This is a genomic window from Bacillus sanguinis, from assembly GCF_018332475.1.
GTDB lineage: Bacteria > Bacillota > Bacilli > Bacillales > Bacillaceae_G > Bacillus_A > Bacillus_A sanguinis.
In genome coordinates, this window is record NZ_BOQB01000046.1 from 1 (window position 1) to 17275 (window position 17275).

Below are 17275 nucleotides of genomic sequence, written 5' to 3' on the forward strand. Positions count from 1 at the left end.
GCCGCGTATTGGTGTGATCGTTCTTTCTGCGGAAAATTCTTGTAAAGCAAGCGCCGCGTATTCAATGACTTCGTTCATATTTACTAAGTTTCTTTGTTCGTTCGCGCTTATGACTAGCATATCTTTCCACCTCCTCCTTCTACCCCGTATTAACGGGCAGTAAGACTCCCATCTAAAAATTCGGTTGAACAAAGAAGTTACATGGGAGATCAACTGCCCGTAAAAGCCCGATTGGTTCAACTAATAATCCGTGGGGGATGAACAAAACCCCCACGGATTAAAGTTTCACTTTATCACTACTAAAAAATCCGTTTATATATCCCCATATAATCATTCTGATTAAGATGGTTATCCATTTCATATTTGTGATTCCCCTCTCTTGTAAAAAGTATTTTACATGTATGTTTGTAATAGTTCCTAATCATTTGTGTCAAACATTTTTTACATATCAGTTTTGTATGTAGCAGGAATAAAGGGTCAAATAGGGAAGAAATATGTAAGAGGATTCCATATTGAGAGGAGGATGGGTATGAAACTCGTCTTTGTTCGGCACGGTGAAGGAGAACATACAAAAGATTTGCCGGCAAGTTTACAAGTGCTTCATCCACCATTAACGGATGAGGGAAGGAATCAGGCTGGATTCATTCAATACAATGTACCATTACAGGAAACGGATATATTAATCGCTAGCCCTACACTTAGAACTTTACAAACGGCAGCGATATGGAGTGAGAAAGTAGCTTGTCAAAAAATCGTCCATCCATATGCATCCCCACGTATTTTTCCTTATCGAGAAGGAGCAAAAACATTACCATGTGACCACATAGTAGATCAGGGGGTAATAACAAATTTATTTCCACATTTTTCGATAGAGAAAAGTACAAATAAACAGCTATGGACGGAAGGTATAAATACTATTCCAGAGAATCGTTTTCAGCAAATCGTAGATGAATTTCTTCTTTGGTGTTGTCAGCTAGGCGCTGAAAGAATTTGCATTGTATCTCACGACGGGACAATTACAGCATATAGGCAATATTTACAGAAAGTCGTTTTAACTAGATCAGATTTTTTGAAAGAAACGGATATATATGAAATGGACTTATCCCATAAAATTCTGATTGATAAGGGCTGATTATAGGATGGGGGTTGTATGTTGAATATTGCATTAGTAGTTGGTTTTAATTCGGATTTAGAGGCGCAATCAATCCGAGCATCACTTGAATACTTTGGGGCGAAAGTTATAACGTACTGGATTGGTAGACCGAAAGAATTCATCGACATTCTTTCTGGAAAGGATTTATATAACGATATTAATTATGTTGTCTTTTGCTTTCATGGTGAAGAAGGAAAGTTTGTCATGGAAGAGTTAGGCGAAGAAGTATATGAACAAGATGAACCGAGAGGATATTTTGGTACAGAAGAAATTTACGAATATGCAAAATTGCATAATACACATATTGTAAATAGCGGGTGCACGTTAGGGGATCAAAATTTAGCAAAATCTTTTTTACATAGTGGTGCGAAATCATATATTGGATCGATTGATTATGTAGATGGAAATGCAGCACTTATGTTTACTATACGCTTATTTTATGGGGTTATTAACCATGGGAAAACGTTAGAAGAAGCGTTTCAAGAAGCGAGTTTAATTGATGAGGAGACACGTACATTTCGATTCTATAAGTAGTGTGAAACACGTTTATTCTATATTCGAATAAACGTGTTTCACATTTAACTCACATTTTTTTTACATTTTCTTCAATGAAAACCATTATCACTTATGGTATGATATGTTCAAGTTTTTACAGGTAATAGAAGTTACTATATAAACGTTAGTTTTTAATGTTTCATACACATGTCGTGAATTATTTGTAATTAACATTTTAAAAATAAGTAACTAATGTTATTATATTATCTGTAACTAACTTAATTACAACTTTAGGAGGAAGATATGGTAATTCAATTTTTAAGAGAAAACAAAGCAGTTTCTTTTGTGTTAGCAGTAATTCGAGTGTATCTTGGTTACACATGGTTAATGGCTGGAATTGGTAAACTACAAGGAACAGGATTCGATGCAACTGGTTATTTACAGGGTGCAATTGAAAAATCTAAAGGAGCACAACCGGCTGTTCAATCTTGGTGGGCATCATTTTTACAAGATTTCGCAATTCCAAACGTTGATCTATTTAATACACTTGTAACGTGGGGAGAAATTTTAGTCGGAATTGGTTTAATTGTAGGCTGTTTAACAAAAACAGCGGTCTTTTTCGGTCTTGTAATGAACTTTTCCTATATGTTTAGTGGGTCAATTGGTGTGAATCCTGAAATGGTTATTCTATCCATATTCGTTCTAGTTTCTGGTATGAATGCTGGTAAATTTGGAATAGATGGTTTCGTTATTCCGAAAGTATTAGGTTCAAAAACTCAAAAACGCCAAAAGCAAGCTGCTTAATATATGAAAGCGGGTATCTCAAAATGAGATACCCGCTTATGTTATTTTTCAACTTTTATTGGATTGTTTTTAAAGAATTCTTTTACATAACCTACAAATTCTTGTGGTTCTTGACGAAATGGTGCATGATAACCTTTTTCGATAACATGGAAAGTACTATTTTTTAAGAATTGATGATATGTTTCTCCTTCTTTCCAAGAAACGCTACTATCATTTCTTCCCCATATAATTAATGTTGGTTGTTTCAGTTCATTTGCATTGATTTGAAGACGTCTCGGCCATAATTTCATTTTATTGTAATGCTCTTCATCATTACGTTTAAATTTCACTTTGCTCTCATCATAATCTGCAATAGAAGAAACGGTATTTAAATCAGTCGATAACTGTGGTTTTGGTGAACCTTGTTTATTAACGAGTGTATGCGGACCGCCTGTAGCATCAGTTAAAATAAGGTGGGTAACGGCTTCAGGATATAAATACGTTAAATTAAGAGAAATTTCTCCGCCCATTGAGTGTCCTAGTATCGCAAACGAATTATAACCTAGTTTTTTCATTAATTTATAATACAAATTTGCATGAGTAGGGAAAGAATAATGAAAATCTATCGGCTTAGATGAGCGGCCGAATCCTAAAGCATCTACAGAAATAATTGTATGATCTTTTGATAGGTCTGAGTAAATCTTTTGAAAACCATTTGACGATCCTCCAAATCCATGGATCATAAGTAAAGGTGGTTTTTCATTACCAATCTTTTTGAAGTAAATGGTTTGACCATCTATTTCTACCATTTTTTCCTCGGTAGCTAGTTTCGCTGTAATTGTATTTTTCACTTGTTTTACTTGTTCTACTGGCTTTTCTGCTGCACTACATCCTACTAATAGTGTAAGAGTAAGACAACTTACCATAAAATAGCTAAATCGCCTCAATGAGGTGTCTCCTTTCTAACATAACGCTGTATCTATCATAGCAAATAGCATATTACGATTTCCAGGAAGTTGGCTACCATTTTTTATCATAAGAGGTGAAAGAAGCGTTTCTTGGAAATTTTCTGTTTGAAGAAGTTTGCGAAATGAAAATTGTGAATGTGGGACATCAATTCTTACTGTGCCATTCCAACATTCACATATGTTTTGTAGTAATTGAATAGCATCTTCTTCTCGTTTGGCGATAAGTGGATTGATACATAATATATTACCTTTTTGTATGCATAAGGAAAAAGCTTCTATACGGTTATGTCTCTCAATTTTAAAAGAGTGGCTCGTTCTTGGTAATAGTAATGAATAAAGTAAAGAACGATCGGCACCAGTTGTAATTTGATCGAGGGAAATAAGCGATATAAGGTCTTTTTCTTTTATTTGTTTTGTATGAGTGATATTTGTCTTAGTAGTTTGTTTTTCAAAACGATGAATCGTCGTTATTGTTTGAAATCCGCATGATGTATAAAGAGGCTCGCCAGCTTTTGTTGCAATAAGTGCAATTGGTTGTTTTTTATGAGTGTGTTCTAAGCAGTGATTAAGCAAAATACGCCCGATGCCTCGGCCTTGAAAATGAGGATGGACGATTAACATACCAATAGTAGAAAACCTATCTTTAAAAGGAAATACGCCTCCAGCTGCAATCAGTTTATTTTCATGCATATAACCGACAAGTGTACCGAGAGAAAGGTACATTTCGAATTGTTTTTTCATAAATGCTTTATTTTGTAACCATCCAATAGATTTGCAAAGGTCGAGTAAATCAAAAATAAAAGTTTCATCTAGCTTTATTATTTTCATAAATGTTCACCACATTTCTATTAATTTTCATAAAAGTAGATTGAAAATGTTAAATAAGAGATTTACGTTACATGAAATCCAACTTGTTTATATTTTGATTGTAAAGGGGAAGATGGTTGATATGAAAAGACAAAGTTATACAAATTATAACTGATATTTACATAAGTTAACAAAAAATTTACATATAACTAATTTTCTCTTAACAGTCTTCTATTAAATTTGATAGTGGGAAATGAATAACCTAATTAGGGGGACAAGACAGTGAAAAAGTTTGTGAAAAAAGCATGGCCATTTGCAGTTGTGGCGTCGTTAGCAGTTACTTCGGTAGCAACATGGAATTTTACACGTTCTAGTGAAGTGAGCGCAGATGAGAGCGGAAGCAATGCAAAGATTAAAAATGTCATTGTATTAATTGGGGATGGTATGGGCCCTTCATATATGACGGCTCACCGTTATATGAAAGATAATCCAAAAACATTTGAGATGGAATCTACAGAGTTTGATAAACATCTTGTAGGAACACAAAAAACATATCCGGAAGATGAACATGAAAATATCACAGACTCTGCATCTGCAGCAACTGCTATGTCAGCAGGAATTAAAACATATAATGCGGCAATTGCAGTTGATAATGATAAAGCAGAAGTGAAAACTGTTCTTGAACAAGCGAAAGAAAAAGGAAAATCAACGGGACTTGTTGCTACTTCTGAAATTACACATGCAACACCAGCTGCTTTCGGTGCGCATGATATTAGTCGTAAAAATATGGACGCAATTGCAAATGATTATTTTGATGAAAAAATTAAAGGGAAGCATAAAGTAGACGTTATGCTTGGCGGCGGAGTAAATAACTTTGTTAGAAAAGATCGTAATCTTACAGAAGAATTTAAGAAATCTGGTTATAGCTATGTAACTGATCGCAATCAATTGTTAAATGATAAAAACGATCAAATTCTAGGTTTATTTGCGCCAGGCGGTTTAGATAAAATGATTGACCGTACCGATAAAACACCTTCATTAGAAGAAATGACAAATGCAGCAATTGAACGTTTGAACAAAAATAAAAATGGTTTCTTCTTAATGGTTGAAGGAAGTCAAATCGACTGGGCTGGACACGATAATGATATTGTTGGTGCAATGAGTGAAATGGAAGACTTTGAAAAAGCATTTAAAGCAGCGATTGAGTTTGCGAAAAAAGATAAAAATACGTTAGTCGTTGCAACGGCAGACCATGCTACTGGTGGATTATCGTTAGGTGCGAATGGCGAGTATAACTTTAAAGTAGATCCAATTAAAGCTGCAAAACGCACACCAGACTTCATGGCAAATGAGATTGCAAAAGGTGCAAATGTAGAAGAAACATTGAAAAAATATATTGATTTACAATTAACACCAGAAGAAATTAAAGCGGTAAATGATATTGCTCCTTCAAAAGATGTAACAAAGATTGATAACGCGATTGAGGATATTTTCAATAAGCGTTCGGTTACAGGCTGGACGACAGGTGGACATACAGGGGAAGATGTAAACGTATATGCATTTGGACCTGGTAAATACTTGTTCTCTGGTGTTCAAGAGAATACAAATATCGCTAAACGTGTCTTTGATATTGTTGGCGGTGGCGATCCGAATAAAGGAAGACGCTAATTATAAATGAAAGTGAGGCGAAATGCCTCACTTTTCTTTTTAGGAGATGGGGAAATGAGTTCGTTTTTCAGATGGGTAGGATCTCTTCTAATAGGAGCATTATTGCTAGTGGGATGTCAATCGAAGGAGAATCATATAGAAGAACAAAAATCTACTACTACAAAAACTGAGGAAAAGGTAGAAATAACGAAAGAAGAAGAGAAATCGATTCAAGATGTGATGGAGAAATTTGTACGGACGACAAATGAAAAAAATCTTGCTGAACATATGGAGTTATTTTCAAGGAAGATGCCTAGTGCTGAAGACTTGAAAACACAAAAAGAAGCCGCTTTTCAAAAGGGAAATAAGAAAATTGAATTGGAACATATAGACATAAAAGCTAGTAAAGTAGGGTATGTTGTTGTTGAAACAAAGGAAAAGGAACTAGAAGGAGCGGTCACTCTTCAGAAGACTGTACAGTATGCGCTTGGAAAAGAAGAGGATGGATGGAAAATTGAAGAAGTTCGCACCATAGGGAAGAAGTAACGTAAAACTTCCGTAAATGGCGAAATAAAAAGGTTCTCATTGGAGAGAACCTTTTTATAGTGGTAACATAATTTGATTTGAGCATGCTTCAATATCATCAATATCTTGGCGAATGGTTGCCATTTTATTATCGAGGTCTTCAGCCTTCATTGCTGCATCATGTAGTTCATCTTTTAAATACTCAGGTATTTTCCCTTCATATTTATAATAAAGTTTATGTTCTAAACTTGCCCAGAAGTCCATTGCGAGCGTACGTAACTGAATTTCTGCAAAGACTTCTTTTGTACCAGAATTCAGTGATAAAGGATATTTAATAATCATGTGTAAACTTTTATAGCCGTTTCCCTTTGGATTAGCGATATAATCTTTTACCTCTATGATTTCCATATCTTCACGCTTTTGAATGACTTCTTTTAAATGATAAATATCTTCTACGAAGCAACATGTAATACGAATGCCGATAATATCTTGTAAATGCGTTTGCGCATTTTCAACTGTCGGTAATAAGTTTTTACGCTCAAGCTTTTTAATAATACTTTCAGGCTGTTTTAATCTTGTTTTTATATGTTCAAACGGGTTGTAATCCTCTAAAAATTGGGCTTCCCGGTTCATAATTTCAAATTTAGTTTTTAACTCTTCTAAAGCAAATGTATATGGTAGTACAAAAGCTTTCCAATAGTTAACGGTTGATTGATTATATTCCATTTATATACACACCTTTTCCTATTTACAAGTGAGGTTGTTATTATACTAAATACCAAAGCATATAAGCGCAAGCAGCAAATGATGAGATCATAAAACGATATTTAGTTTTCATACTTTCAGCTCCTTTCAAGTAAAATTCTATATGAATAAACGTGATTGTTAATAAGTTCACTATGTATAATCCCTATAGTAATAGATTCATGTGAATTTCGTATGAACTAATTGTTTCAGATTTTTGTCTTTTTTTTGCAATTGACAAATAGAATAAAATTATATAACATATAAATCGTAATCATTACGATTTAGTTTGCGATCTTTAAAAGAAAGGAGAATTACATATGCGTGTAAATATTACATTAGCTTGTACGGAGTGTGGTGATCGTAATTATATTTCTAAAAAGAATAAACGAAACAATCCAGAGCGTATCGAACTAAAAAAATATTGCCCACGATTAAAACGGGTAACGCTACATCGTGAGACGAAGTAGGAGACTAGAGATCACTCTAGTCTTTTTTGTTTATAGTTCTTTGGTTTTGTTTGTTATAATTACCTTAAATTGTAATAAATGGAGGGGTATGATGAATCAAAGAGATAAAGAAAGAAAAGAGAAAGTGGCTCATATGATTGATATTCCAGATGATTATAAGCTTGTTGTAGATGATCAAGAAAGTGTGGATGATCCATATCATCTATTATGGTGGGAGCATAAAGAGGATGAGGAGAGAACGATACAAATTACGTTGAATAGACATACTGGTAATTTAATTGAATTTAGTATAGATGATAAAAAATATTTTTCGAGCGGTAAGGAAGCGATAGGAGAGAATAAAGCAAGAGAGATTGCAAATGCATTCTTAAAAAAATATACAAAAGAAGGATATGAATTTTATACATATGTAACGGTTAAGGACGACAGACGTGGTTGGAAAGAAGTAAATTATATGCAAGAAGTGAATGGTTATCCATTGCCGAATACAGGGGGTGTTGTGCGAGTTTGTCCTTCAGGTAATGTTATGCATTTTCATTATAATGGACAAAAAGCTATTGATGAAAAAACGGTATGGCCAAGTGAGATTGTTGAGGAGAACGTCGTCTTAGAAAATTTGAAAGCTAGACAAGATATGAGACTTGTATTTGTAGATTTAACACATTCTTCATGTGAGTATGAAAATGGAGAAGAAATAAAAGGGTATCATTTTGTATATGAACCAGAACCTAGCCATGCGTTTATTAATGCAAGTACAGGTAAAGATTTATTTGGACCAGAACATTATAAATTACCTTCTACAGTACTTGTTGATAAACCGCTAAAGAGTAGTCAAAAAAAAGATGTGTTTGATTTATTTGATTGGGATAAGGGGAAATTTGTCAAATTAGATGAAAAAGTAGATGAGGATGAAGTCCGGTTAAAATTTGTATTAAAAGAAGAATTACAAAAAGAAATAGAAGAGAAGGATTCATATTCAATGGATGAGTTCTATAAGAAACATTTTCCGATGTTGAAGCATGATGAATTCGTTGTAATTACTTTAGATAAAGAAACAGATCAATTGCTTTCTTTTTTCATGTGGAAGGACGAGAAAAAAAGAAAAACAGTATTATCAAGAGAACAATGTTTACAAAAAGCAATTCAATTTTTAGAGCGAATGATTCCGGATATCACACAATATCTTCGTCTTTGGGAGGAACGTGAAGAAGCAGAAGATGGGATTGAAAGATTTACCTTTTCTGTATATGTGAATGGTATTCCGGCAGAGTATAAGCAATTTATGATCAATATCAATGCAGAAAATGGTGCAGTGATGAGCTACTCTGGAGAATCTAGCAATTTTATAAAAGAATTACTTACATATGAAACAACACCGAAAGTAACAAAAGAAAAAGCGTTAGAAATATACAAGGATGCTCTTCGAGTTAAATTAGAATGGTCTATAGATCATGAGGCAGAAGAAACGGCATATCAATTGCTGTATAAACAAACGACGGATGAAAATGATAAAGAATTCTTCGAGTGTAGTCGAGAAATTCGTTATATTAATGCCTATACTGGAGGGGAAATTTGGAGCAAATAAGCTTTTAAATAAGGGAAAAGGTCTTCGAGAGAAGACCTTTTTTAGAAAGAACAATTATTTTTCGTATGTATCAATTTTGTATAACCACTTCTGTACACTAGCGGGTGGTCCTTCTGTTCGCCACTTTGTTGTACACATTCCACAAGAACAGTGGACTTTTCCTTTTGCAAAAATACCGGCAATTTCAGGAGTATATCCCCAGGCGTGTTTTGCAATATCCATCTTTCGGCGCATTGTACGTTGACGTTGGTGTCTCGTGTAAGCACGTGTTCTTTCAAATTTCATATTTGTAATCCCTCCTTGTAGTACAAGCAGCTTGCAAGAGCGTACAAGGAGTTCATCTCTTACAAGCTACTCGTGTACAAGAGGGAAATGAAATATTTCATATTCCACTCTCCAATCTTTTGTTTAAGTATACGTAGTGGGGCTTTATGAGACAATTATTATGCTTAAAAACAAATTGGAATGATATCGTACAGACACAAACAACCTCACGCCCACATACACTTAGTAAAGACCACTATTTTGGCGGAGGTGAAAGGTTTGAGTCTATTCGCCGCAATTGGATATATGGTTCGAGAAGTGTTTGTCTTTGTTTCTTATGTGAAGAATAATGCGTTCCCACAGCCGTTATCGTCAGACGATGAGAGAAAGTACTTAGAGTTAATGGAGCAAGGTGATGCTCAAGCGAGAAATCTGTTAATTGAACATAATTTACGGCTTGTAGCTCATATCGTTAAAAAATTTGAAAACACCGGTGAAGATGCAGAAGATTTAATTTCAATTGGTACAATTGGGCTCATTAAAGCAATAGAGAGTTATTCTGCGGGGAAAGGAACAAAGCTTGCGACGTATGCAGCACGCTGTATTGAAAATGAAATTTTGATGCATTTACGTGTACTGAAAAAAACGAAAAAAGACGTTTCACTTCATGATCCAATCGGGCAAGATAAAGAGGGGAATGAAATATCGCTTATTGATATATTAAAATCAGAGTCTGAAGATGTAATTGATATGATCCAGCTTAGTATGGAGTTAGAAAAGATTAAAGAGTATATTGATATTTTAGACGAACGAGAGAAAGAAGTTATCGTGAAGCGTTTTGGACTGGGGCTTGATAAGGAGAAAACGCAACGAGAGATTGCGAAGGCACTTGGTATTTCCAGAAGCTACGTATCAAGAATTGAAAAGCGCGCTTTAATGAAAATGTTCCATGAATTTGTAAGAGCTGAGAAAGAGAAGAAAGCGAAAGAATAATGTATATTGCAAGCAGCCATATTTTAAAATGGGCTGCTTTTCTTTTTGTAAATAAGGAAAGAAAAAGAGTTGTGTTTAGAAGAAATCCATGTTCACTGTTGAAAATGACGGATTCTATCTGTAATATTAGAGGGTGCTAAACAATTTAAGAATAATACCATACTTAGTTTTCCGCATGTATAATATGGCGGTTCTATATGATATGTGGGAATAAGAACCAATTTTACATCTGATATAGAAGGAAAAGAAGGGGAAGCTAAAGTTATAGACTGATTAGGAGGTTTCGCAATTTGCGACGTACATTATATCGACTTATGATCGAACTTACAAATGGTCGTTTTACTTCTTATATATTACGTAAATTTGCACAATCTCGTTTGAGCTCTATCATTATTCCATCGTATGCGAAAGTTTTTCAAATTAATCAAGATGAGATGGAAAAGGGTTTGAAGGAATATAGAACATTGCATGAATTATTTACGCGTAAGCTAAAAGAAGGAAAGCGTAGTATTGATACAGATGCATCGAGTATCGTTAGTCCTGTTGATGGTGTTTTTGCTGATCACGGTCCTATTGAGGACACAAAAACATTTGATATTAAAGGCAAGCGTTATTCAATCGTGGATATGCTAGGTAATGAAGAACGTGCAAAGCGATATGCAGGTGGTACATACATGGTTATTTATTTAAGCCCAAGTCATTATCATCGTATTCATAGTCCGCTTTCTGGTTCCGTGACTGAAAGATTTGTACTTGGTAGAAAGTCATATCCGGTAAATGCAGCTGGTATGGAATACGGGAAAGAGCCATTGTCAAAAAATTATCGCTCTGTTACAGAAGTAAATAGTGACGGTAAACATATGGCGCTTGTAAAAGTAGGAGCTATGTTTGTTAATAGTATTGAACTACTGCATGAAAGAGACACTGTTCAAAAAGGTGAAGAAATGGCATACTTTACATTTGGTTCAACAGTTGTGTTATTGTTTGAAAAAGATATGATAAAAGTAGTGCAGGAATTGAAGAGTGGACAAGAGCTTCGTCTTGGTGAAAAAATTGCTACTCGATTGGCTCATAAGTAAAGAAAAGATTTTATAACTGTAAGCAAGAGTTATGGACAAAGATGCTTAATGATGAAATTCCCTAGATGGGAGTACTTGTTTATTCGAGAGCCATCGCAGGATGGCTCTTTTTACAAGTTAGCTCATTGAAATTTCACTTTATATGTAATCAAGACGATTTGACAAGCTTGTCCTCTAATGAGCGTCTAATCATTTCTTGTTTTATAAGTAAAATGAAGTCGGGATTTAATTTTAGTTCTTTTGCTTTATAATAAGACTCAGTGAGTAACTCAGTAGATAACTGTTCCATATATTTTGTTTTCAAGGTGAGTCACCTCCTAATAATTTAAGGATTGATTCGTTGTTGCATTTAATGTACCAAAAAAATATGACAGTCACAAACGAGTGGTTATCCACATACCTAGGTGGATAAAATGTGTATAGATTGTTAGTAAATTCCAAATTGACTGAAAAATTAATGTGGAAAATGTGTACAATTTTATCCACAGGTCATATATCGAAATATGTTGTCGAAAAATTTTTATGAAAACTCCTCAAAGAGGTGAAAGAAATTGAAGCTATTTTTACCAAATGAATATGTAAAAAATGTATATCATGTTCAACCAGAAGATTTGAAAAAACGTGGAATTAAAGGTGTTATTACTGATTTAGATAACACGTTAATTGAATGGGATCGTCCAAATGCAACGCCACAACTTGAAGAATGGTTTTTGAAAATGAAAGAGCAAGGCATTCAAGTAACGGTCGTTTCAAATAATAATGAGCAACGTGTGAAAGACTTTGCTGATCCATTAGGTATTCCATTTATTCATAGTGCGCGTAAACCATTTGTTCGCGCGTTTAAGCGTGCGATACAAGAGATGCATCTGCAACCAGATGAAGTTGTAGTAATTGGAGATCAGTTACTAACTGATGTGCTAGGTGGAAACCGAGTGGGACTTCATACGATTTTAGTTGTACCGGTAGCACAAACGGACGGATTAGTAACGCGCTTTAATCGAAAAATTGAACGAAGAATTATGAGAAATATGAAGAAAAAAGGTTTAATTAACTGGGAGGAATAAAGTTTGACTGAAACAATTAAATGTATTGGTTGCGGTGTAGAAATTCAAACAGAAGATAAAAATGAAGTGGGATATGCTCCTACCTCATCTTTAGAGAAAGAACAAGTAATTTGTCAACGCTGTTTTCGCTTGAAACATTACAACGAAATTCAAGATGTATCATTAACAGATGATGACTTCCTACGTATTCTAAATGGAATTGGAAAATCGGATGCGTTAGTAGTTAAGATTGTAGATATTTTTGATTTTAATGGTAGCTGGTTACCTGGATTACATCGTTTCGTGGGAAATAATAAAGTATTACTTGTTGGAAATAAAGCTGATTTAATTCCTAAGTCAGTAAAACATGATAAAGTAAAGCATTGGATGCGCTATAGTGCAAAGCAGCTAGGATTAAAGCCAGAAGATGTCTTTTTAATTAGTGCAGCGAAAGGGCAAGGAATTGCTGAGCTAGCAGATGCTATTGAGTATTATCGCGACGGAAAAGATGTTTACGTTGTAGGATGTACGAATGTAGGAAAATCAACATTTATTAATCGTATGATTAAAGAATTTAGTGATGAGACTGAAAATGTAATTACAACATCTCATTTCCCAGGAACAACACTTGATTTAATTGATATTCCGTTAGATGAAGAATCTTCTTTATATGATACGCCAGGTATTATTAACCACCATCAAATGGCTCATTATGTTGGAAAACAAAGCTTAAAGCTTATTACACCAACAAAAGAAATTAAGCCGATGGTGTTCCAGTTAAATGAAGAACAAACATTATTCTTCAGTGGCTTGGCGCGTTTTGATTATGTAAGTGGTGGTCGTCGTGCATTTACTTGTCACTTCTCGAATCGTTTAACAATCCATCGTACAAAGCTTGAGAAAGCAGATGAATTGTATAAAAATCATGCTGGGGATTTACTAAGCCCGCCAACACCGGAAGAACTAGAAAATATGCCAGAGCTAGTGAAGTACGAATTTAATATCCGTGAACCAAAAACGGATGTTGTATTCTCTGGATTAGGATGGGTTACTGTAAACGAACCGGGAGCGAAAATTGTTGCACACGTACCAAAAGGAGTAAGTGTTTCATTGCGTAAATCTTTAATTTAATATGGAGAGGGATTTATGAAACAATTATATGGTGTAATCGGAAATCCAATTGGACATTCATTATCGCCCGTTATGCATAACGATGCATTTGAACACTTGAATATGGATGCCCATTATCATGCATTTCTTGTTAAAGAGGAAGTGCTAGGGGAAGCAGTAAGAGGTTTAAAAGCATTAGGTATTTCAGGATTTAATGTAACAACTCCGCATAAAGTTGCTATTATGGATTATTTGGATGAGATTGACCCGCTAGCAAAACAAATCGGTGCAGTAAATACAGTGGTTCATAAGGATGGAAAATTGATTGGCTACAATACAGATGGAATTGGTTTTGTCCGAGCATTGCAGTCCATTAGTAGTGAACCACTTCAAGAGAAACGTATTTTATTGCTTGGCGCAGGTGGTGCTAGTCGAGCTATTTATTTTTCTCTTGCTGATGTAGGTGTGAAAGAGGTTGATGTAGCTAATCGTACAATAGATAAGGCGAAAGAACTTATTGCTGCATGTACGGCTACTGTTTCTTCTGTTCCTTTATCTTTAGAAAAAGCAACAGAAGAACAAGGAAATTATGATATTATCATTCAGACGACAACGATAGGTATGCATCCACGTGTTGAACATACGCCATTACAAATTTCTTCGTTAAAAAAAGGGACGATTGTATCAGATATAATTTACAACCCATTTGAAACGAAAATTTTATGTGAGGCGAAAGAGCAAGGTGCACTCATTCAAAATGGTATTGATATGTTTGTTTATCAAGGTGCACTTGCGTTTGAAATGTGGACAGGGCGCGTGCCAAATATCGAACGAATGAAACAATTAGTTATAAGAAAGCTTGGAGGCTAACATACATGTTAACAGGAAAACAAAAAAGATTTTTACGTGCACAAGCACATCATTTAACACCAATTTTTCAAGTAGGAAAAGGCGGAGTAAATGAAAATATGATTAAACAAATCGCAGATACTTTAGAAGCTCGTGAGCTATTTAAAGTAAGTGTGCTACAAAACTGTGAATTCGATCGCCGTGAAGTTGCAGAAGAACTTGCAAAAGGTGCACGTGCTGAAATCGTTCAAGTAATTGGAAGCACAATCGTTTTATACAAAGAATCAAGAGAAAATAAACAAATTAAGCTTCCTCGATAAAAAGATTAGCACGAGCTATTTTTATCGCTGATATGTAATGATGTAGAGAGCGAAACCAATTGAACTTTTATTAATAGCAACTCTCTTCATTCCTTACCGAAGAGAGTTGCTGTACGTAAAAGGAAGGGGCGTTTCTTTTGAGGAAAATTGGCATCATTGGCGGTACGTTTGATCCGCCACATTATGGACATTTGCTAATTGCAAATGAAGTATATCACGCTTTGAATTTAGAAGAAGTATGGTTCTTACCGAACCAAATTCCACCGCATAAACAAGGGCGGAATATTACAAGTGTAGAAAATCGCTTGCAAATGTTAGAACTTGCGACTGAGGCGGAGGAGCATTTTTCCATTTGTTTAGAAGAGCTAAACAGGAAGGGCCCATCTTACACGTATGACACTATGTTACAATTGACGAAGAAGTATCCGGATGTGCAGTTTCACTTTATTATTGGTGGAGATATGGTTGAGTATTTACCGAAGTGGTATAACATTGAAGCGTTACTTAATCTTGTAACATTTGTTGGGGTTGCAAGACCTGGTTATACATTGCGTACACCTTATCCTATTACCACTGTGGAAATTCCGGAGTTTGCAGTTTCTTCATCTTTATTGCGTGAGAGATATAAAGAGAAGAGAACATGTAAATATTTACTTCCTGAAAAAGTACAGGTATATATCGAGAGGAATGGGTTGTATGAATCGTGACAAAGCACTTCATATTGTCAAACAACAAATGCATGAAAAACGTTATATACACACAATTGGTGTAATGGAGACAGCAATTGAACTTGCTAAGTTATACGGTGTGGATGAAAAAAAGGCTGAAGTTGCAGCTATATTCCATGATTATGCGAAGTGTAGAGCGATTTCTGAGATGGAAGAGATTATTAAAAGTGAAGATTTGCCGAAAGATTTACTTTGTTATAACAAAGAGTTATGGCATGCACCTGTTGGGGCATACTTAGTAGAAAAAGAAGTAGGCATTACGGATCCTGAAATCCTGCAAGCTATTACATATCATACAAGTGGTCATGAGAACATGACGATGTTAGATAAAGTAATTTATGTAGCTGATTACATTGAGCCTGGGCGAAAGTTTCCAGGAGTGGAGGAAGCTCGTAAACTCGCATATACGGATGTAAATCAAGCTTTATTATTTGCGTTAAAGCGAACAATTCAATTTTTAATGGAAAAAAATCAAACGATTTATCCATTAACATTCCAAACATACAACGCAGTTATCAAGGAGGAAATGAGTAAATGAAAGATAAAGATTTATTAGTATTAGCAGCAAAAGCAGCTGATGATAAGAGAGCAGAAGATATGGTTGTCCTAAACATGCAAGGTATTTCACCAATTGCAGATTATTTCATTATTTGTCACGGTAACTCAGATAAGCAAGTGCAAGCAATTGCACGTGAAATTAAAGCAAAAGCACACGAGTTCCAAATCGACGTACAACGTATGGAAGGTTTTGACGAAGCACGCTGGGTATTAGTTGACCTTGGAGATGTAGTTGCTCATGTATTCCATAAAGATGAGCGTAATCACTATAATTTAGAGCGTCTATGGGGCGATGTGCCACGTGAAGATATTACAGAAGAGCTAGACCAATGAATTACGAACAATTTGCATTGCTGTACGACGAACTCATGAATGATGTCCCTTATGATAAATGGGTAGAATTCACAGAGGAAAGCTTACAGCAAGCGGATATGAAAGAGGCGAAGATTCTTGATGTAGCATGCGGTACTGGTAATGTAACACTTCCGCTTGTACAAAAGGGTTACGATGTAATCGGTGTCGATCTTTCAGAAGAAATGTTAGCAGTTGCTCAGCAAAAACTAGGCGGGGAAGGATATTTTATTCCTTTTTATCAACAAGATATGCAAGAGCTTGATGTTCCGGGTGAGTTTGACTGTGTAACGATTTTTTGTGATTCATTAAATTATGTATTGCAAGAAGATGGAGTGCAAGAAACGTTTCGAAGAGTGTTTCACCATTTACGTCAAGATGGTTTGTTTTTATTTGATGTACATTCTTTATATAAAATACATCATGTATTTCAAAATGAAACATACACAGTAAATGGAGAAGAAATATCTCTTATTTGGAATTGCTTCCCTGGTGAAGAATCAAATAGTGTAGAACATGATTTAACGTTCTTTGTTCAAGATCCAGAAGAAGATGTGTACCATCGTTTTGACGAATGTCACGTGCAACGTGCATATCTGGTTGAAGAGTTAACGAAATGGCTTGAAGCAACTGGTTTTACAGTGCTTCGCGTAACCGGTGACTTTGAGAGACTTGAAGTTACAGAACAAACAGAGCGTATTTTCTTCATGGCAAAGAAAAACGGATAAAACAAAAGCAACCGAGAAGGTTGCTTTTGTTTTGTAAAGAAGATGTACTTTTCGTTCTAGCATAATTAGAAGGTG

Annotated in this window: 22 protein-coding genes and 2 pseudogenes; 17 read left to right on the forward strand and 7 right to left on the reverse strand. The window is 35.1% G+C overall.

Going from position 1 to position 17275, the window contains the following annotated elements:
• Together KI369_RS06325 and KI369_RS06330 are read right to left on the reverse strand one after the other, a co-directional pair.
• Positions 1–120 (reverse strand): annotated as a pseudogene (locus tag KI369_RS06325) (ornithine cyclodeaminase family protein); the annotation flags it as partial.
• Between the two features lie 169 nt (positions 121–289).
• A pseudogene (locus KI369_RS06330) lies at positions 290–361 on the reverse strand (phosphoglycerate mutase); the annotation flags it as partial.
• A gap of 168 nt (positions 362–529) precedes the next feature.
• Between KI369_RS06330 and KI369_RS06335 the strand changes: the two are divergent.
• The 3 genes from KI369_RS06335 to KI369_RS06345 all read left to right on the forward strand — a co-directional run bounded on the left by KI369_RS06335 (position 530) and on the right by KI369_RS06345 (position 2452).
• Positions 530–1132, forward strand: coding sequence for a histidine phosphatase family protein (locus KI369_RS06335; protein ID WP_212955423.1), 603 nt, complete (start codon positions 530–532; stop codon positions 1130–1132).
• A gap of 18 nt (positions 1133–1150) precedes the next feature.
• Complete coding sequence (locus KI369_RS06340) at positions 1151–1687, forward strand: delta-aminolevulinic acid dehydratase (protein ID WP_212955424.1); 537 nt, start codon at positions 1151–1153, stop codon at positions 1685–1687.
• 264 nt (positions 1688–1951) lie between these two features.
• A complete protein-coding gene (locus KI369_RS06345; RefSeq protein ID WP_212955425.1) occupies positions 1952–2452 on the forward strand; it encodes a DoxX family protein in 501 nt (166 codons plus the stop codon).
• Positions 2453–2493: 41 nt separating this feature from the next.
• Here the strand turns inward: KI369_RS06345 and KI369_RS06350 are convergent, their stop codons facing one another.
• Together KI369_RS06350 and KI369_RS06355 are read right to left on the reverse strand one after the other, a co-directional pair.
• A complete protein-coding gene (locus tag KI369_RS06350; protein ID WP_212955426.1) occupies positions 2494–3378 on the reverse strand; it encodes an alpha/beta fold hydrolase in 885 nt (294 codons plus the stop codon).
• A gap of 15 nt (positions 3379–3393) precedes the next feature.
• Positions 3394–4227 carry a GNAT family N-acetyltransferase gene (locus KI369_RS06355; RefSeq protein WP_212955427.1) on the reverse strand — a complete coding sequence of 278 codons (834 nt, stop codon included), beginning with the start codon at positions 4225–4227 and terminating at the stop codon, positions 3394–3396.
• Positions 4228–4488: 261 nt separating this feature from the next.
• On the opposite strand from KI369_RS06355, the gene KI369_RS06360 reads away from it, so the two are divergent.
• On the forward strand, positions 4489–5874 hold the full coding sequence (locus KI369_RS06360) for an alkaline phosphatase (protein WP_212955429.1): 1386 nt from the start codon (positions 4489–4491) through the stop codon (positions 5872–5874).
• A 6-nt stretch (positions 5875–5880) separates the two neighbouring features.
• Positions 5881–6399 (forward strand): hypothetical protein, encoded by a 519-nt coding sequence (locus KI369_RS06365; protein ID WP_438800498.1) that lies wholly within the window; start codon positions 5881–5883, stop codon positions 6397–6399.
• A 54-nt stretch (positions 6400–6453) separates the two neighbouring features.
• On the opposite strand, the gene KI369_RS06370 is transcribed toward KI369_RS06365, so the two are convergent.
• Positions 6454–7104 carry a GTP pyrophosphokinase gene (locus KI369_RS06370; RefSeq protein ID WP_000456215.1) on the reverse strand — a complete coding sequence of 217 codons (651 nt, stop codon included), beginning with the start codon at positions 7102–7104 and terminating at the stop codon, positions 6454–6456.
• 338 nt (positions 7105–7442) lie between these two features.
• Between KI369_RS06370 and rpmG the strand changes: the two genes are divergently transcribed.
• Together rpmG and KI369_RS06380 are read left to right on the forward strand one after the other, a co-directional pair.
• Entirely contained in the window at positions 7443–7592 is a 150-nt protein-coding gene (rpmG, locus tag KI369_RS06375; protein ID WP_001265617.1) for a 50S ribosomal protein L33, read from the forward strand.
• Positions 7593–7680: 88 nt separating this feature from the next.
• The gene (locus KI369_RS06380; RefSeq protein ID WP_212955435.1) at positions 7681–9177 is read left to right on the forward strand and encodes a YcdB/YcdC domain-containing protein; all 1497 of its coding nucleotides are present in this window, start codon (positions 7681–7683) and stop codon (positions 9175–9177) included.
• Between the two features lie 54 nt (positions 9178–9231).
• Here the strand turns inward: KI369_RS06380 and KI369_RS06385 are convergent, their stop codons facing one another.
• Positions 9232–9462, reverse strand: coding sequence for a hypothetical protein (locus tag KI369_RS06385; RefSeq protein ID WP_212955436.1), 231 nt, complete (start codon positions 9460–9462; stop codon positions 9232–9234).
• 258 nt (positions 9463–9720) lie between these two features.
• Between KI369_RS06385 and sigK the strand changes: the two genes are divergently transcribed.
• Both sigK and KI369_RS06395 read left to right on the forward strand, forming a co-directional pair.
• Positions 9721–10434 (forward strand): RNA polymerase sporulation sigma factor SigK, encoded by a 714-nt coding sequence (gene sigK, locus KI369_RS06390; RefSeq protein WP_000051382.1) that lies wholly within the window; start codon positions 9721–9723, stop codon positions 10432–10434.
• A gap of 290 nt (positions 10435–10724) precedes the next feature.
• On the forward strand, positions 10725–11513 hold the full coding sequence (locus KI369_RS06395; RefSeq protein WP_212955437.1) for a phosphatidylserine decarboxylase: 789 nt from the start codon (positions 10725–10727) through the stop codon (positions 11511–11513).
• 148 nt (positions 11514–11661) lie between these two features.
• Here the strand turns inward: KI369_RS06395 and KI369_RS06400 are convergent, their stop codons facing one another.
• On the reverse strand, positions 11662–11817 hold the full coding sequence (locus tag KI369_RS06400) for a sporulation histidine kinase inhibitor Sda (protein WP_000853283.1): 156 nt from the start codon (positions 11815–11817) through the stop codon (positions 11662–11664).
• A gap of 247 nt (positions 11818–12064) precedes the next feature.
• On the opposite strand from KI369_RS06400, the gene KI369_RS06405 reads away from it, so the two are divergent.
• The 8 genes from KI369_RS06405 to KI369_RS06440 all read left to right on the forward strand — a co-directional run bounded on the left by KI369_RS06405 (position 12065) and on the right by KI369_RS06440 (position 17200).
• Positions 12065–12577, forward strand: coding sequence for a YqeG family HAD IIIA-type phosphatase (locus KI369_RS06405; RefSeq protein WP_000765308.1), 513 nt, complete (start codon positions 12065–12067; stop codon positions 12575–12577).
• 3 nt (positions 12578–12580) lie between these two features.
• Complete coding sequence (gene yqeH / locus KI369_RS06410) at positions 12581–13687, forward strand: ribosome biogenesis GTPase YqeH (protein ID WP_144612527.1); 1107 nt, start codon at positions 12581–12583, stop codon at positions 13685–13687.
• Positions 13688–13702: 15 nt separating this feature from the next.
• Positions 13703–14536, forward strand: coding sequence for a shikimate dehydrogenase (gene aroE, locus KI369_RS06415; RefSeq protein WP_212955438.1), 834 nt, complete (start codon positions 13703–13705; stop codon positions 14534–14536).
• A gap of 5 nt (positions 14537–14541) precedes the next feature.
• Entirely contained in the window at positions 14542–14835 is a 294-nt protein-coding gene (yhbY, locus tag KI369_RS06420; protein ID WP_000955224.1) for a ribosome assembly RNA-binding protein YhbY, read from the forward strand.
• A gap of 137 nt (positions 14836–14972) precedes the next feature.
• Positions 14973–15542 (forward strand): nicotinate-nucleotide adenylyltransferase, encoded by a 570-nt coding sequence (nadD, locus tag KI369_RS06425; RefSeq protein WP_212955439.1) that lies wholly within the window; start codon positions 14973–14975, stop codon positions 15540–15542.
• A complete protein-coding gene (yqeK, locus tag KI369_RS06430) occupies positions 15532–16101 on the forward strand; it encodes a bis(5'-nucleosyl)-tetraphosphatase (symmetrical) YqeK (protein ID WP_212955440.1) in 570 nt (189 codons plus the stop codon). Before nadD ends, yqeK begins: the two co-directional genes overlap by 11 nt.
• On the forward strand, positions 16098–16454 hold the full coding sequence (gene rsfS, locus KI369_RS06435; protein ID WP_212955441.1) for a ribosome silencing factor: 357 nt from the start codon (positions 16098–16100) through the stop codon (positions 16452–16454). Before yqeK ends, rsfS begins: the two co-directional genes overlap by 4 nt.
• Complete coding sequence (locus KI369_RS06440; protein WP_212955442.1) at positions 16451–17200, forward strand: class I SAM-dependent DNA methyltransferase; 750 nt, start codon at positions 16451–16453, stop codon at positions 17198–17200. The genes rsfS and KI369_RS06440 overlap by 4 nt, the downstream gene beginning before the upstream one ends.
• Positions 17201–17275 lie beyond the last annotated feature (75 nt).

Excerpts from the sequence above, each read along its gene's own strand:
- KI369_RS06335 (WP_212955423.1), top strand. The coding sequence starts at position 530 with ATGAAACTCGTCTTTGTTCGGCACGGTGAAGGAGAACATACAAAAGAT.
- KI369_RS06340 (WP_212955424.1), top strand. The coding sequence starts at position 1,151 with ATGTTGAATATTGCATTAGTAGTTGGTTTTAATTCGGATTTAGAGGCG.
- KI369_RS06345 (WP_212955425.1), top strand. The coding sequence starts at position 1,952 with ATGGTAATTCAATTTTTAAGAGAAAACAAAGCAGTTTCTTTTGTGTTA.
- KI369_RS06355 (WP_212955427.1), bottom strand. The coding sequence starts at position 4,227 with ATGAAAATAATAAAGCTAGATGAAACTTTTATTTTTGATTTACTCGAC.
- KI369_RS06365 (WP_438800498.1), top strand. The coding sequence starts at position 5,881 with ATGAAAGTGAGGCGAAATGCCTCACTTTTCTTTTTAGGAGATGGGGAA.
- KI369_RS06370 (WP_000456215.1), bottom strand. The coding sequence starts at position 7,104 with ATGGAATATAATCAATCAACCGTTAACTATTGGAAAGCTTTTGTACTA.
- rpmG (WP_001265617.1), top strand. The coding sequence starts at position 7,443 with ATGCGTGTAAATATTACATTAGCTTGTACGGAGTGTGGTGATCGTAAT.
- KI369_RS06380 (WP_212955435.1), top strand. The coding sequence starts at position 7,681 with ATGATGAATCAAAGAGATAAAGAAAGAAAAGAGAAAGTGGCTCATATG.
- KI369_RS06385 (WP_212955436.1), bottom strand. The coding sequence starts at position 9,462 with ATGAAATTTGAAAGAACACGTGCTTACACGAGACACCAACGTCAACGT.
- aroE (WP_212955438.1), top strand. The coding sequence starts at position 13,703 with ATGAAACAATTATATGGTGTAATCGGAAATCCAATTGGACATTCATTA.
- yhbY (WP_000955224.1), top strand. The coding sequence starts at position 14,542 with ATGTTAACAGGAAAACAAAAAAGATTTTTACGTGCACAAGCACATCAT.
- yqeK (WP_212955440.1), top strand. The coding sequence starts at position 15,532 with ATGAATCGTGACAAAGCACTTCATATTGTCAAACAACAAATGCATGAA.
- rsfS (WP_212955441.1), top strand. The coding sequence starts at position 16,098 with ATGAAAGATAAAGATTTATTAGTATTAGCAGCAAAAGCAGCTGATGAT.
- KI369_RS06440 (WP_212955442.1), top strand. The coding sequence starts at position 16,451 with ATGAATTACGAACAATTTGCATTGCTGTACGACGAACTCATGAATGAT.